11 protein-coding genes are annotated in these 15,055 nt (G+C 73.1%); 7 read left to right on the forward strand and 4 right to left on the reverse strand.

Annotated elements, in window-relative coordinates:
* Window positions 1-41: 41 nt before the first annotated feature.
* Both ACFQ7Q_RS34950 and ACFQ7Q_RS34955 read right to left on the reverse strand, forming a co-directional pair.
* Window positions 42-1,550 (reverse strand): M23 family metallopeptidase, encoded by a 1,509-nt coding sequence (locus ACFQ7Q_RS34950; RefSeq protein ID WP_383562346.1) that lies wholly within the window; start codon window positions 1,548-1,550, stop codon window positions 42-44.
* Between the two features lie 290 nt (window positions 1,551-1,840).
* Window positions 1,841-2,629, reverse strand: a complete 789-nt coding sequence (locus tag ACFQ7Q_RS34955) for an esterase/lipase family protein (protein ID WP_383562348.1) — start codon at window positions 2,627-2,629, stop codon at window positions 1,841-1,843.
* Between the two features lie 300 nt (window positions 2,630-2,929).
* Between ACFQ7Q_RS34955 and ACFQ7Q_RS34960 the strand changes: the two genes are divergently transcribed.
* Window positions 2,930-3,337 (forward strand): cobalamin B12-binding domain-containing protein, encoded by a 408-nt coding sequence (locus ACFQ7Q_RS34960; protein ID WP_376436045.1) that lies wholly within the window; start codon window positions 2,930-2,932, stop codon window positions 3,335-3,337.
* A gap of 558 nt (window positions 3,338-3,895) precedes the next feature.
* Here ACFQ7Q_RS34960 and ACFQ7Q_RS34965 read toward each other — a convergent pair.
* Window positions 3,896-5,482 carry a DUF5691 domain-containing protein gene (locus ACFQ7Q_RS34965; protein ID WP_383562350.1) on the reverse strand — a complete coding sequence of 529 codons (1,587 nt, stop codon included), beginning with the start codon at window positions 5,480-5,482 and terminating at the stop codon, window positions 3,896-3,898.
* Window positions 5,483-5,520: 38 nt separating this feature from the next.
* The gene (locus ACFQ7Q_RS34970) at window positions 5,521-6,885 is read right to left on the reverse strand and encodes an SWIM zinc finger family protein (RefSeq protein WP_383562352.1); all 1,365 of its coding nucleotides are present in this window, start codon (window positions 6,883-6,885) and stop codon (window positions 5,521-5,523) included.
* A gap of 145 nt (window positions 6,886-7,030) precedes the next feature.
* On the opposite strand from ACFQ7Q_RS34970, the gene ACFQ7Q_RS34975 reads away from it, so the two are divergent.
* From ACFQ7Q_RS34975 to sucD, 6 genes are all read left to right on the forward strand, one after another.
* Window positions 7,031-7,447, forward strand: a complete 417-nt coding sequence (locus ACFQ7Q_RS34975) for a hypothetical protein (protein ID WP_383562354.1) — start codon at window positions 7,031-7,033, stop codon at window positions 7,445-7,447.
* A 110-nt stretch (window positions 7,448-7,557) separates the two neighbouring features.
* On the forward strand, window positions 7,558-8,748 hold the full coding sequence (locus tag ACFQ7Q_RS34980) for an AAA family ATPase (RefSeq protein ID WP_383562356.1): 1,191 nt from the start codon (window positions 7,558-7,560) through the stop codon (window positions 8,746-8,748).
* A gap of 14 nt (window positions 8,749-8,762) precedes the next feature.
* On the forward strand, window positions 8,763-11,138 hold the full coding sequence (locus ACFQ7Q_RS34985; protein ID WP_383562360.1) for a DUF5682 family protein: 2,376 nt from the start codon (window positions 8,763-8,765) through the stop codon (window positions 11,136-11,138).
* Between the two features lie 14 nt (window positions 11,139-11,152).
* Entirely contained in the window at window positions 11,153-12,529 is a 1,377-nt protein-coding gene (locus ACFQ7Q_RS34990) for a VWA domain-containing protein (protein WP_383562362.1), read from the forward strand.
* Between the two features lie 395 nt (window positions 12,530-12,924).
* Window positions 12,925-14,103, forward strand: a complete 1,179-nt coding sequence (gene sucC / locus ACFQ7Q_RS34995) for an ADP-forming succinate--CoA ligase subunit beta (RefSeq protein WP_383562358.1) — start codon at window positions 12,925-12,927, stop codon at window positions 14,101-14,103.
* Window positions 14,104-14,123: 20 nt separating this feature from the next.
* Entirely contained in the window at window positions 14,124-15,008 is an 885-nt protein-coding gene (sucD, locus tag ACFQ7Q_RS35000; RefSeq protein ID WP_260229316.1) for a succinate--CoA ligase subunit alpha, read from the forward strand.
* Window positions 15,009-15,055: the final 47 nt, after the last annotated feature.

Raw genomic sequence — 15,055 nt, forward strand, 5'->3', positions numbered from 1 at the left:
GCCATCGGCCGGGGCCCCTCTCGTGGTCCGTGTGCGAGGCGTCAGCCGGTGGGGCTGAGACCGTGGCTGCGCAGCCACGCCTCCGGGTCGATCGCCGCGCCGCCGTTCGGCCGGACCTCGAAGTGGAGGTGCGGGCCGGTGGAGTTGCCGGAGTTGCCGGAGTACGCGATGACGTCACCGGCCTTGACCTTGCCGCTGCGGAGCTTGGTGCTGCTCAGATGGCAGTACCAGGTCTCCGTGCCGTCCGCGGCGGTCACGATCGCCATGTTGCCGTAGGCGCTGTTGTACTGGGTGCGGACCGTGCCGTCGGTCGCGGCCATCACCTTCGTGCCGTACTGCACCGGGAAGTCGATGCCGGTGTGCACGGACATCCAGTTGACGCCGGCCTGCCCGTAGCGCGCGCTGAGTTCGTGCAGCTTCACCGGAAGCGCGAACTTCGGACGCAGCGCCTCCTTGCGGGCCGCCTCCTCCTCGCGCTTCTTCTTCTCCGCTTCCTGGCGCAGCTTGAGGTCGATGCGCTCCTGGGTGCGGCTGGCGCGGTCGCCGAAGTCGCGGGCGTCGGCGCTGAGCGCCGCGAGCTGGGTGTCCAGTTCGTTGTTGGCCGCCACCGGCTTGACCGAGGACGGGTCGGCGGCGGCGAGCGCCGTCGTGTCGTCCTTGGTGTCGCCCGCGTCGGCGAGCCCGCCGACCGAGGCGGCCGCGATCCCGGCGACGCCCATGACACAGGCGGACGGGACGGCGACGGTCAGCAGCGCGGAGCGCTTGGCGGGCGTACGGCGACGGCCTCGGCTGCCACCGGAGGAACGGCGCACCGGGCGGGCGGCGACGGCCGCCGCGCCGACCGCGGACTCCGCGCTCTCGACGGCCGGCTCCTCGGACTCCGCCGGGGGCTCGTAGACGTACTCGTACGTGTACCCGTCCGCGTCCATGTCCGTGTCCGCATACGAGTCCGCGTACGAGTCGTCCTGGGTGAGGACCTCGAACTGCGCCGTGTGCTCGGCGTGGACGGTGTGCTCGGGCTGGGTGGCGTACTCGGGCTGGTGCTCGGCCGGCTGCATGGGCTGCTGCTCGGGGACGAACTCGTACTCGGGGGTGTACTGCTGCGGAACGACGGGCTCGGCGACCAGGAGGTCCTGCTCCGGCGCCGCGTAGTTCCAGGCGGTGGCGTCGTACGTACCCGTCTCGAAGGCGGGGGTCGTCCACTGGCCGGTGGTGTCGTACGAGGTGAAGTGCGCGTTCTCGTACTGCCCGGTCTGCTGCGCCTCGCTCCAGGCGGTCGCGTCCCACTGACCCGTGGCGTCGTACTGACCCGAGACGTCGTACTGGCCGGTGGCGTCGTACTGCTGCGTCATCGGCTGCTGTGCGACGTAGGTGTCGTACGTGCCGGCGTCCCACTGGTGGCTGCCGTTCCACTGAGTGGTGTCGTACTGGCCGCTGTGACCGGCGTCGTAACCGCCCGGGAGGGCGCCGAAGAGCGGGTCCGTGGCGAAGCCGCCGGTGCTGTGGGCGTCGTCTCCGACGTACCCGGCGTGGGGGTGCTGGTCGTTCACCAACTTCTCTCTCGCCTCGGCGGCAGGACCAGTCCGGGGCGGGCCCGCAAAGGGGTGTCCCGGGGTTAAGCAGTGGCGCGACTGTACCCGGCGGTATACGCAGGCGACAATCTTCCGAGGGTTTTGGGTCCACAGGAAACGGGCAATCGGCCGTGTTTCGGCAGCCCAGGGGAAGAGCTTTGGCTCTGTGTTCGAGGAACGTTCGAAGAACAGACACCTTCTGGCGGGCCGTCAGGCATCTGTGTGCCGGGATGTGCGCCGGGTCGCGCGCCGGGGCGGAGGCGTGGGAATCACGCCACGGAGGCGGCTCCCGGCTCGGCCTCCGGCGTGGCGGCCGCATCCCCGGCGTCGAGGGCCTCGCGGATCCCGGACACGATGGTCGGATGGACCGGCAGGGCGAGATGGCCGATCCCGCTGACACGCACGTTGTGCACCAGCAGATCGGGGTGGTCGAGCCGCGCGGTCTCCACCGGGACCATCACCTGGTCGAGATCGCTCCAGAAGCTGACGCAGCGCGTACGGCAGCCCGGCGCGGGCTCGGCGAGCTCCCGCAGCACCTCGGAGCCGGGGCGCATCTGCCGGATCAGGGGGTGGGCGCCGACCCAGGGCGCCGCGGCGGTGCCGGAGTGCGGGGTGCCGAGCATGACCAGCGTGCGTACCCGTGTGTCACCACCCAGACGCTGCACGTAGTAACGGGCGATGAGACCGCCCAGGCTGTGCCCGACGAGGTCGACCTCCCGGTGGCCGGTGCGGGCGCAGAGCTCCTCCACGTGGCGGCCGAGCAGCTCGGCGGCGGTGCGGAGGTCGCAGGTCAGCGGAGAGTAGTTGAACGACTCGACAGGGTGACGGCCGTGCCGGGTGAGGGAGCGGCGCAGCAGGACGAAGACCGAGCGGTTGTCGACGAAGCCGTGCAGCAGGACGACGGGCCGCCCGGTGCCCGTCCCCGCCTCTTGGACGGGCGCGGGGCGCTCGGCGGTGATGCCGGAGGGGTAGAGGATCAGATGGCCGGTGAGGATCGCCAGCTCCAGGGCGTTGGCCTTCAGCGCAGTCGTGACCTTGGTGAGCCTGGTGAGCTCCATCGGCACCTCCCGAACGGCACGCGGGCGCCGAAACGGCGGTGCGGTGTGTCGTACCTCCGTGCCGTGCGGCTGACGGCGCGGAGGTACGACAACCCCGTAGCGGCTCCCTTGCGCACGACCCGATCGAGGCTGGTGGGCCCGGTGTGGACGGCCCGGGAGGGTCCGGCGCAGGCGAACAATGTCCCACCGTGTGATTTCCCCCTCCCCGGCCTCCGCGAAACGGTTGCGTGCGGGATGCTGGCGATAACGTTCGTTCACCTCCCCGGCAAAGACGCGCGGGGGTCGCATGTGGAGGCAGTGATGGGTGTGACCGGTCCGATCCGCGTGGTGGTGGCCAAGCCGGGTCTCGACGGCCACGATCGCGGGGCCAAGGTGATCGCGCGGGCACTGCGTGACGCCGGCATGGAGGTCATCTACACGGGGCTGCACCAGACGCCGGAGCAGATCGTGGACACGGCGATCCAGGAGGACGCCGACGCGATCGGCCTCTCCATCCTCTCGGGCGCGCACAACACGCTCTTCGTGAAGGTCCTGGAGCTCCTGAAGGATCGCGACGCGGAGGACATCAAGGTCTTCGGCGGCGGGATCATCCCGGACGCGGACATCGCGCCACTGAAGGAGAAGGGCGTGGCGGAGATCTTCACGCCGGGAGCGACGACGGCGTCGATCGTGGCCTGGGTGAACGCGAACGTCCGCGTCGCGGCGTAGCCCTGCGGGGCGGGGTCATCGGGCGAGCCCAGCGGTCGGCGGGCTCGCCGACCGTCGGGGCGGGCGCTTGGCGCGCCTCGGCCCGCCATGCCTTCGGGCCCTTGCCCGGCACATCCAGCGCGCGCGGAGCCACCCGAAGGGTGGGTGGGGACCGCGACGCCCCGCAGGCTCCCGCCCCCGCATCCCGCGTGGCCCACGGCCGGCTAGGCCCGGCGGCGCACCGGGTGGGGCCCGTCCGACCCATGCCGCCCGCGCAGCCCGGCCCGTCGGCCCGTGCCTGCCGGTCCCGTCGGGTGGCCGCACCGCCGGCCCGTCCGCCCGCGATGCCCGGCCACCCGTAGCGCCCGGCCCCTCGGCCCGCACCTGCTGGTCCGTGCCGCCGCACCGTCCAACCCCTCGGCCCGCGCAGCCCGGCGTGGCGGCCCGTGCCCCTCGGCCCGCGCAGCCCGGCCCGGCCGCCCGCGCCGCCCGGCACCTTGGCCCCTCGGCCCGTGGCGTCCGGTCGTCGCTGGGGTGGATGCCGGGGGCCGGAGTGGGCGGCCAGCCTTGGCGGGCCCGCTAGCCCGCCAGTTCCGCTTGCATCGTCGCTCGTAGGCGAAGGGTCGACACCAGGCGCTGGAACGCTTCCGACCAGTAGCTTCCGGCTCCGGGTGAGGCGTCCTCCGGTTCTGCGGGGAGGGCGGTCAGGGATTCCAGCTGGGGCGCCGCGTCCGGGGACAGGCAGCGCTCCGCGAGGCCCATCACCCCGCTGAAGCTCCAGGGATAGCTGCCCGCCTCGCGGGCGATGTCCAGGGCGTCGATCACCGCCCCGCCGAGCGGCTCCGCCCAGGGCACCGTGCACACGCCCAGCAGCTGGAACGCCTCCGACAGGCCGTGGGCCGCGATGAACGAGGCGACCCAGCGGGCCCGCTCCTCGTCCGGGAGCGTCGAGAGCAGCTTCGCCCGCTCCGCGAGCGAGGCGATGCCGGGTCCGGTCGCCGGCGGGGCGGCCGGCGCGCCGAGCAGGGCCCGGGACCAGTCGGCGTCCCGCTGCCGTACCGCCGCCCGGCACCATGCGGCATGCAGCTCCCCCTGCCAGTCGTCGGCGACCGGAAGGGCGACGATCTCCTCGGGCGCCCGTCCGCCGAACCGCGTCCGCCAGCACGACAGCGGCGCCGACTCGACCAGCTGGCCCAGCCACCACGAGCGCTCGCCGCGGCCCGCCGGCGCGGTGGCGATCAGCCCGTCCCGCTGCATCGCCTCGTCGCATTCGTGCGGGGCTTCGACGACGACGGTCTCGGCCCCCTTCGTACGGTCCAGCGAGACACAGGACGAGGCGCGCCGCGCCATCCGGCCCGCGAGCGCCGAGTCGGGCAGCGCGGAGAGCAGCTCGGCGGCCGTGGAGCGCACATTGCGGCTCCGGTCCGCCAGGGCGGCCTCCAGGAACTCCTCGTCCGCGCCGGAGAGTCCGGCCCGCAACGAGTCCAGGAACATCAGCCGGTCCTCCGCCCGCTCGGCCGGCCAGGTGGAACGCAGCAGTTCGAGTGCGGCCGCCGGGTCCTCGGTCCGTACGGAGGCGAGCAGCGCGACCCGCTCGGCGAACAGCCCCTCCTCCCACAGCTCCCGGACCGCCTCGCCGTCCCGGAAGTCCGGGAGCGCCGAACTCCCTCCCGCGCCGCGCAGGGCGAACTTCCACTCCGGGTTCAGCCGGGCCAGCCACAGCCCGCGCGGCCCGGCGAGAGCGAGGGCCTGGGGCCGCAGATCGGTACGGGCGCGTGCCGCGTCGAGAAGGGCGGGCAGAGCCGAGGCGGGCGCCTTGTAACCGTGGTCGTCGGCGGAGGCGAGCCACTGGGGGAGCAGCTCGGCGAGGTCGGGCGCGGCCCCGCGCCGCCCCCCGGACGGTGCGGCCGCGGCCCGGCCCGCGAGGAGCTGGGCGAGGCGGTGGCGGGCGGGCTCGGGCAGGGGCCGGCGGGCGTCCGCGGGGGCGGCCTCCGGCGCGGGGGCGGCGGGCCCGGGCCGCAGCCCCGCCCTGCGCCGTACGGTGTGCAGCGCCGCGGCGTCCAGCAGTGCGACGGGGGCGCCCCCGCCCGCCCGGTCGGGGAGCGCGGGCGGCCGGCGGTCGGTGCCGAGCAGCGCCGAGGTGACGAGTTCTTCCCAGGCGTCCATGGAGGTCCTCCAGGCAGTCGTCGGGCGGTCGTACGGACTCAGTGGAGCGGGACGGTCTCTCCGGGGGCGTCGGCGGACCAGGCGGCGAGCGGGGTGAACCCGCGGTGCCCGCACTCCCCGAAGACGGTCACCGGCCCGCCGCCGGAGAGCGCGGCGAGCCGCCACAGGCCCGGCCGCCCGAGCGCGGGACCGCTGAGCGGCAGCGCCTCGCCGCCGCCCGCGACCGGTGACGCGTCGGCGAGCTGCCAGCCGTGGTCCGTCGGTATGGGGACCACATCGGCGAGCGTCACCGGCCAGGAGTCCAGCCAGGGGTCCTCGCGCAGGGCGAGGCCGTAGGCATGGAGCGCGTCCCCGACCGTGCCGCCGCGGGGCGGGGCGTCGAGCGGGACGGGCGCCGAGAAGAGCTCGCCCAGCTCGGCACGCAGCGCGCCCGCACCCGCATGCGGGGTGAGCGCGGCGTCGACCGTCACACCCACCGGAAGGCCCAGCTCGGGCGCGCGTCCCATGGCTCCGAAGGAGAGGAGCAGCGCCGTGCGTCCGGTCTCCCTGCCGTGCAGCCAGATGCGACGCGTCGTCAGCTTGCCGTCCGTGGAGTCGTACTGCGCGAGCACCAGCCAGTGGTCCCGCACCGCCGTGCCCTGCACCGGAGCGGGCAGACCCACCCGCGTGCGAACGGTCGCGGCCAGCGGGCCGGGGAGCCGGTCCACGGAGAGCCAGGCGCGGTCGAGGAGATGGGTCAGTGCGCACTCCTCCAGGAGGCGGACCGGCCAGCCGGGTCCCGAGCCCGGTATCGACCCCAACTCCCTGACCCGGCCGGCGAGTCCGGGGGCCTGGGCGTCGACCATCCGGGCCGCGGTCTCCTCCCACAGGCCGTATCCGGACTGCTCGGCCGAGGCCAGGCCGCCCCGCAGCAGATCGGCGAGCCGCTGCTCCAACTCCTCCGCGCCCGCCGTGATCCGGGCGGCCCGGCGCTCCGCCCTGCGGCGCGCGGCCTCGGGATCGGCGGCGCCCGCCCGTCCGGAGCCGTCCGCCTCGCGGGCCCGTACGCCCTCGGCGCGCTTGCGCCTGCCCTCCAGCCACTGCTCGGCCCAGTCCGGAGCGTCGCCGCCCCCGGCTTCCGCTCCGTCCGAGGTCCAGAGCAGCAGCAGGCCCAGCGCGTGCTTGCACGGGAACTTCCGGCTGGGGCAACTGCACGAATACGCCGGGCCGGTGATGTCGACGACCGTGCGGTACGGCTTGCTGCCGCTGCCCCGGCACAGACCCCAGACGGCCCCCTCGCCGCTGCCGCCCGTACTCGACCACGACCCGGCCGTGCCGAGCTTGCTTCCCGCTCTGCGTGAGGCATCGTCAGGAGCCAGAGCCAGCACCTGATCCGCCGTCCAGCGCACCCCCTGTGTATCCATGCCCACGACGGTAGGGGGCCCCACTGACAACGACCCTGACCTGCGGTTTCACGCGCTTGCTGCCGATCCGGCGGGGTATTTGACTTTACCTTCCCTTTGCGATTGTGTGCGGGGGACAACCACGAAACTCCCTGGGGGACACCTCATGAACCGCACCATCCGCACCGCCGTCTCGGTCCTCGCCGTCACCGGCCTCGCGTTCGGTCTCGGCGCCTGCTCCGCGGCCGCGGACAAGGCCGCCGACCAGGTCGACAAGGCCGTCAACGAGACCTACGAGGTCACGTACGAGGTCACCGGCAAGAACATCGAGTCGATCGAGTTCCACGGCGGCAGCGGTTCGGCCATGGAGCCGAAGCTCGAGAAGGAGACCAAGCCGGCCACGCCGTGGAAGAAGACGGTGACGCTGAAGGGCATCATGCCGCCCGCCGTCATGCCGCTCACGCTCGACCCGGCGGCCGACCTCACCTGCAAGGTCATCCACAAGGGCAAGGTCATCAAGGAGGCGAAGGGCGAGCAGGCGATGGCCGGTGGCTGCGTCGCGGTCTCCCCGATCGCCGGCTGACTCCCGTCCGAACGGGCGGACTTGGCCTCTGAACCGCGGCGAAGGCCGATTGTCAGTGGCGTGGTGCACGGTGGATGACACATCAGGTCGAACGATCTGGAGGGGGATCCATGACCGTGCCCGAAACCATCACGAGCGCCGTCCCCGGTGCCGGAAGCGTCACCGGGGCGGCCGCACCGACCGCCACGGAAGCCGGTGGTGACACCGGCATCGCATCCGGCGCCGAGGCCCTGCGGCCCCACGCCGAGCATGCCTTCGCGGACGAACTCAAGGCGCTGGCCGCCGCCGACGACCGGCCGCGGCCCGTCCGTTGGCAGCTCTCGCCCTGGGCCGTCGCCACCTATCTCCTCGGCGGCACCCTGCCCGACGGGACGGTGATCACGCCGAAGTACGTCGGGCCGCGCCGGATCGTCGAGGTCGCCGTCACCACACTCGCCACCGACCGGGCGCTGCTCCTGCTCGGCGTGCCCGGCACCGCCAAGACCTGGGTCTCCGAGCACCTCGCCGCCGCCGTCAGCGGCGACTCGACCCTGCTGGTGCAGGGCACGGCCGGGACGCCCGAGGAGGCGATCCGCTACGGCTGGAACTACGCCAAGCTGCTCGCCCACGGCCCCAGCCGGGACGCGCTCGTCCCCAGTCCCGTCATGCGCGCGATGTCCCAGGGCCTGACCGCCCGCGTCGAGGAGCTCACCCGCATCCCCGCCGACGTGCAGGACACGCTCATCACGATCCTGTCCGAGAAGACCCTGCCCGTGCCGGAGCTCGGCCAAGAGGTCCAGGCCGTACGGGGCTTCAACCTCATCGCCACCGCCAACGACCGCGACCGCGGGGTCAACGACCTCTCCAGCGCACTGCGCCGCCGCTTCAACACCGTCGTGCTGCCCCTGCCGGCCACCCCGGAGGCGGAGGTCGACATCGTCGCGCGCCGCGTCGACCAGATCGGACGCTCCCTCGACCTGCCGGCCGTCCCGGAGGGGGTCGAGGAGATCCGCCGGATCGTCACCGTCTTCCGCGAGCTGCGCGACGGGGTCACCACCGACGGCCGCACGAAGCTCAAGTCCCCTTCGGGGACTCTCTCGACGGCCGAGGCCATCTCCGTCGTCACTGGCGGCCTCGCCCTGGCCGCCCACTTCGGCGACGGCGTCCTGCGCCCCGCGGACGTCGCCGCCGGCATCCTCGGCGCCGTCGTCCGTGACCCGGCCGCGGACCGCGTCATCTGGCAGGAGTACCTGGAGACGGTCGTCCGGGAGCGCGACGGCTGGAAGGACTTCTACCGCGCCTGCCGCGAGGTGAGCGCGTGACGACGTCTTCGACGGTGACGGCCGGCGCGGTCCCCGCGGGCCGCGCGGCCCCACCGGACCGGCCCGCGGCTCCGGAGCGGCGCGGGCCGGCCACGGATGCGCCGGCCGACGGGCGGAGCGCCGGACAGTGGGGCTCCGGGCCCCTGTTGCTCGGAGTGCGGCACCACGGCCCCGGATCGGCGCGAGGAGTGCGCGCGGCGCTCGACGCGACGCGGCCCGCATGCGTGCTGATCGAGGGCCCGCCCGAGGCGGACGGGCTGCTCCCTCTCGCCGCCGACGAGGAGATGCGGCCACCGGTCGCGCTGCTCGCCCACGCCGTCGACGACCCCGGACGGGCCGCGTTCTGGCCCTTCGCGGAGTTCTCGCCCGAGTGGGTCGCGATCCGCTGGGCCCTCGCCCACGGCGTCGCCGTCCGATTCATCGACCTTCCCGCCGCCCACAGCCTCGCCGCCGCCGACGCCACGGGCGACGAGGTGGACGAGGAGCTGCGGATCGACCCGATCGGCGAGCTCGCGCGGACCGCCGGGTACGACGACCCCGAGCGCTGGTGGGAGGACGTGATCGAGCTCCGCGGCACCACCGCGCCCGACGACCCCACGGCGCCGTTCGCGGCGGTCGCCGAGGCCATGGGCGCCCTGCGTGAGGCGCACGGCGACGGCGGCCACGCCCGTGACCTGATCCGCGAGGCGTACATGCGGCTCCAGCTGCGGACCGCCCGCAAGGAGTTCGGTGACTCCGTCGCCGTCGTCTGCGGCGCCTGGCACGTGCCCGCGCTGGCGCGCAGGACGACCGTCGGAGCCGACCGAGCCCTGCTCAAGGGTCTGCCCAAGGTGAAGACCGAGACGACCTGGGTGCCCTGGACCCACCGCAGGCTCGCCCGCCGCTCGGGGTACGGCGCCGGCATCGACGCGCCCGGCTGGTACGGGCACCTCTTCGCCGCCCCCGACCGGCCCGTCGAGCGCTGGATGACCAAGGTCGCCGGTCTCCTCAGGGAAGAGGACCGGATCGTCTCCTCCGCCCATGTCATCGAGGCCGTACGGCTCGCCGAGACCCTCGCGACCATGCGCGGCCGGCCGCTGGCGGGGCTCGGCGAGACCACCGACGCCGTACGCGCCGTCATGTGCGACGGCTCCGACGTCCCGCTCGACCTCGTCCGCGACCGCCTCGTCGTCGGCGACGTCCTCGGCGAGGTCCCGGCCGACGCCCCCGCCGTACCGCTGCAGCGCGACCTCGCCCGGCTCCAGCGCGGGCTGCGCCTCAAGCCGGAGGCGCAGGAGAGGGAGCTGGAGCTCGATCTGCGCAAGGAGAACGACGCGGCCCGCAGCAGACTCCTGCACCGACTGCGGCTGCTGGGCATCGGCTGGGGCGAGCCCGTCGCCGGCCGCGGCAGCACCGGCACCTTCCGGGAGAGCTGGCGGCTGCGCTGGGAGCCGGAGCTGCACGTCCGGATCGCCGAGGCGGGCGTCTGGGGCACCACCGTCGACTCCGCCGCCACCGCCAAGGCCGAGGCCCGCGCCCTGGAGGCCACGGCGCTCGCCGAGGTCACCGCGCTCGCCGAGCAGTGCCTGCTCGCCGGACTCGGGGAGGCCCTGCCCGTCGTCATGACGGCCCTCGCCGACCGTGCCGCACTCGACTCCGACGTCGGGCACCTCGCCCAGGCCCTGCCCGCGCTCGCCCGCTCGCTGCGCTACGGAGACGTCCGCGCCACCGACACCGCCGCGCTCGGCGAGGTCGCCGCCGGGCTCGCCGAACGGATCTGCGTCGGCCTCCCGCCGGCCTGCGCCGGACTCGACGCCGACGCCGCCGCCGAGATGCGCGGCCACCTCGACGCGGTCCATGGCGCCCTCGGCCTGCTCCCGGACAGCGCGGAACGCACCGACCGCTGGTCCGGGGTGCTCCGCAGGCTCGCCGACCGCGACACCGTGCCCGGGATCCTCCGGGGACGCGCCGCCCGGCTCCTGCTCGACGACGGGCGGCTCGACGAGGACGAGGCCGCACGGCTCATGGGCCTCGCCCTCTCACCCGGGACCGCCCCCGCCGACGCCGCCGCCTGGATCGAGGGCTTCGTCGGCGGCGCCGCCGGAGGCGGCATGATCCTCGTCCACGACGAACGGCTGCTGAGCCTGGTCGACGACTGGCTGACCGGCGTCCCGGGCGACACCTTCACCGACGTGCTGCCGTTGCTGCGGCGCACCTTCTCCGCGTACGAACCGGGCGTCCGGCGCACCCTGGGCGAGCTGGTCGCCCGCGGCCCGTCCTCGACCGCGAGCCGTCCGGAGGCCGGAACCCCCGGCTTCGCCGCGAGCCTCGACGAGGAGCGGGCCGACGGAGTGCTGCCGGTCCTGCGGCTGCTGCTGGGACACGACGAGCCGGAAGGGGCGGACCGATGAACGGAAGCGGACCGATGGACGGAACAGCGCCCGGCACCGCAAGCGGATCAGGCGCCGGCACCGCAAGCAGAACGGGAACCGGCACGGCCGCAGGAACCGGCACCGCAAGCGGATCAGGCGCCGGCACCGCAAGCGGAACGGGAGCCGGCACGACCGCAGGAGCGGGCACCGCAAGCGGAACAGGTGCCGGTACGACCGCAGGAGTCGGCACCGACACGGCGGCACCGGTCGGCACCAGCCCTCGAACCGGGGGCGACGAGCGGCTGCGGCGGTGGCGTCTGGTCCTCGGCGGCGGCGAGGCGGACGGCACGGGACGCCCCCTCGCCGGCACCGACTCCGCGATGGACGGAGCCCTGACCGCGCTGTACGGACGCGGCTCGAAGAGCTCCACCGGACGCGACCGCTCCGCCGGCCTCGGCGCCTCGGCCCCCTCCGTGGCCCGCTGGCTCGGCGACATCCGGACGTACTTCCCCAGCTCCGTCGTCCAGGTCATGCAGCGCGACGCCATCGAGCGGCTCGGTCTCTCCACCCTGCTCCTGGAGCCCGAGATGCTGGAGGCCGTCGAGGCGGACGTCCATCTCGTCGGCACGCTCCTCTCCCTCGACAAGGCCATGCCCGAGACCACCAAGGAGACGGCCCGGGCGGTCGTGCGCAAGGTCGTCGACGACCTGGAGAAGCGCCTCGCGACCCGCACCCGGGCCACCCTCACGGGCGCGCTCGACCGATCGGCCCGGATCAGCCGCCCCCGGCACCGGGACATCGACTGGGACCGCACGATCCGCGCGAACCTCAAGAACTACCTGCCCGAGTACCGGACGGTCGTCCCCGAACGGCTCATCGGCTACGGCCGGGCGGCGCAGTCGGTCAAGAAGGACGTCGTCCTCTGCATCGACCAGTCCGGCTCGATGGCGGCCTCCGTCGTCTACGCGTCGGTGTTCGGCGCGGTCCTCGCCTCGATGCGTTCGATCGCGACCCGGCTCGTCGTCTTCGACACGGCGGTCGTCGACCTCACCGACCAGCTCGACGACCCGGTCGACGTCCTCTTCGGCACCCAGCTCGGCGGCGGCACCGACATCAACCGCGCTCTGGCCTACTGCCAGTCGCAGATCACCCGTCCGGCCGACACGGTCGTCGTCCTGATCAGCGACCTCTACGAAGGGGGCATACGGGACGAGATGCTGAAGCGGGTCGCGGCGATGAAGGCATCGGGCGTGCAGTTCGTGGCGCTGCTCGCGCTCTCCGACGAGGGAGCCCCCGCGTACGACCGCGAGCACGCGGCCGCTCTCGCCGCACTCGGCGCCCCCGCCTTCGCCTGCACCCCGGACCTCTTCCCCGAGGTGATGGCCGCGGCGATCGAGAAACGCCCCCTGCCGGTGCCGGACACTCCCTGACCGCTGCGGATTCCGCAGCCCCGCCACCACCCGACCGGCCGCGTGCGGGCGGACTGAGGCCCATATCACAACCGGGCCCGAGGGCTCCTCACCTCGCTGTGCGGCGCGTCGTGAGGTCCACAACCCCCGGTCCCCACCTGTGCGGTGGGCCCCGAGGCCACCCTCGGGGTCCCCTACGGACCGCCCTCCTCCCCCTACGATCTGTGACCCGTATCACCGCTCCGTTGTGATCTGCGATTTAGGGACCCACGTCCCTCGGGGATAACCTGCGAGACGGACATGCCGCGTCCACGGACACCGTGTACGCCTCCCTTGTGACAGCGCAGTCACGTTGCCCTTCGCGGCACGCCCACGCAGACAACGAACCGCGATCATCAGAAAAGGGACGGACGCGCGTGGACCTGTTCGAGTACCAGGCGAGGGACCTCTTCGCCAAGCACGGTGTACCGGTGCTGGCCGGTGAAGTCATCGACACGCCTGAGGCGGCGCGCGAGGCCACCGAGCGTCTTGGCGGCAAGTCGGTCGTCAAGGCGCAGGTGAAGGTCGGCGGCCGCGGCAAGGCCGGCGGCGTGAAGCTGGCCGCCACCCCGGACGAGGCGGTCGCCCGTGCGACCGACATCCTCGGGATGGACATCAAGGGCCACACGGTCCACAAGGTGATGATCGCCGAGCTGTCCCCGGAGATCGAGGCGGAGTACTACGTCTCGTACCTCCTCGACCGCACCAACCGCACCTTCCTCGCGATGGCGTCCGTGCAGGGCGGCATGGACATCGAGGAAGTTGCGGAGAAGACCCCCGAGGCCCTCGCGAAGGTCCCGGTCAACGCCGTCGAGGGCGTGAGCATCGAGAAGGCTCGCGAGATCGTGGCCCTGGCGAAGTTCCCGGCCGACGTGGCCGAGGGTGTCGCCGAGGCCCTGGTGACCCTGTGGAAGACCTTCGTCGCCGAGGACGCGCTCCTCGTCGAGGTCAACCCGCTGGTGAAGACCAAGGACGGCCGCATCCTGGCCCTGGACGGCAAGGTGTCTCTCGACGAGAACGCCGACTTCCGTCAGCCCGAGCACGAGGCGCTCGAGGACAAGGCCGCAGCCAACCCGCTCGAGGCTGCCGCCAAGGCCAAGAACCTCAACTACGTCAAGCTCGACGGCGAGGTCGGCATCATCGGCAACGGCGCCGGCCTGGTCATGTCGACCCTGGACGTCGTCGCGTACGCCGGTGAGAACCACGGCGGCGTGAAGCCGGCCAACTTCCTCGACATCGGTGGCGGCGCCTCCGCCGAGGTCATGGCGAACGGCCTGGAGATCATCCTGGGCGACCCGGACGTCAAGTCCGTGTTCGTCAACGTCTTCGGTGGCATCACCGCCTGTGACGAGGTCGCCAACGGCATCGTCCAGGCCCTGGAGCTCCTCGCCACCAAGGGCGAAGAGGTCACCAAGCCGCTGGTCGTGCGCCTCGACGGCAACAACGCGGAGCTGGGTCGCAAGATCCTGTCGGACGCGAACCACCCGCTCGTGCAGCGTGTGGACACCATGGACGGCGCGGCCGACAAGGCCGCCGAGCTCGCGGCTGCGAAGTAAGGGACGAGGTCAAGCACACCATGGCTATCTTCCTCACCAAGGACAGCAAGGTCATCGTCCAGGGCATGACCGGTGCCACGGGCATGAAGCACACCAAGCTCATGCTGGGTGACGGCACCAACATCGTCGGTGGCGTGAACCCGCGCAAGGCCGGCACGTCCGTCGACTTCGACGGCACCGAGGTCCCGGTCTTCGGCTCCGTCGCCGAGGCGATGGAGAAGACGGGCGCCAACGTCTCCGTCCTCTTCGTCCCGCCGGCCTTCGCCAAGGCCGCCGTGGTCGAGGCGATCGACGCCGAGATCCCGCTCGCGGTCGTCATCACCGAGGGCATCGCCGTCCACGACTCCGCCGCCTTCTGGGCGTACGCGCAGTCGAAGGGCAACAAGACCCGCATCATCGGCCCGAACTGCCCCGGTCTCATCACCCCGGGCCAGTCCAACGCCGGCATCATCCCGGGCGACATCACGAAGCCGGGCCGCATCGGCCTGGTCTCGAAGTCCGGCACGCTGACGTACCAGATGATGTACGAGCTCCGTGACATCGGCTTCTCGTCCGCCGTCGGCATCGGTGGCGACCCGGTCATCGGCACGACGCACATCGACGCCCTCGCGGCGTTCGAGGCCGACCCCGACACCGACCTGATCGTCATGATCGGCGAGATCGGCGGCGACGCCGAGGAGCGTGCGGCGGACTTCATCGCGAAGAACGTCACCAAGCCGGTCGTCGGCTACGTCGCGGGCTTCACCGCGCCCGAGGGCAAGACCATGGGCCACGCCGGCGCCATCGTCTCCGGCTCCTCCGGCACCGCCCAGGCGAAGAAGGAGGCCCTTGAGGCCGCGGGCGTCAAGGTCGGCAAGACGCCGACCGAGACGGCCAAGCTGGCGCGCGCGATCCTCGCGGGCTGAAGCACCGTCTGAACCGCACAGGTGGGCCCCGCGCCTCCCGGGAAACC

Origin of the sequence: Streptomyces sp. NPDC056527, from assembly GCF_042794475.1 — a bacterium.
Taxonomy (GTDB): Bacteria; Actinomycetota; Actinomycetes; order Streptomycetales; family Streptomycetaceae; genus Streptomyces.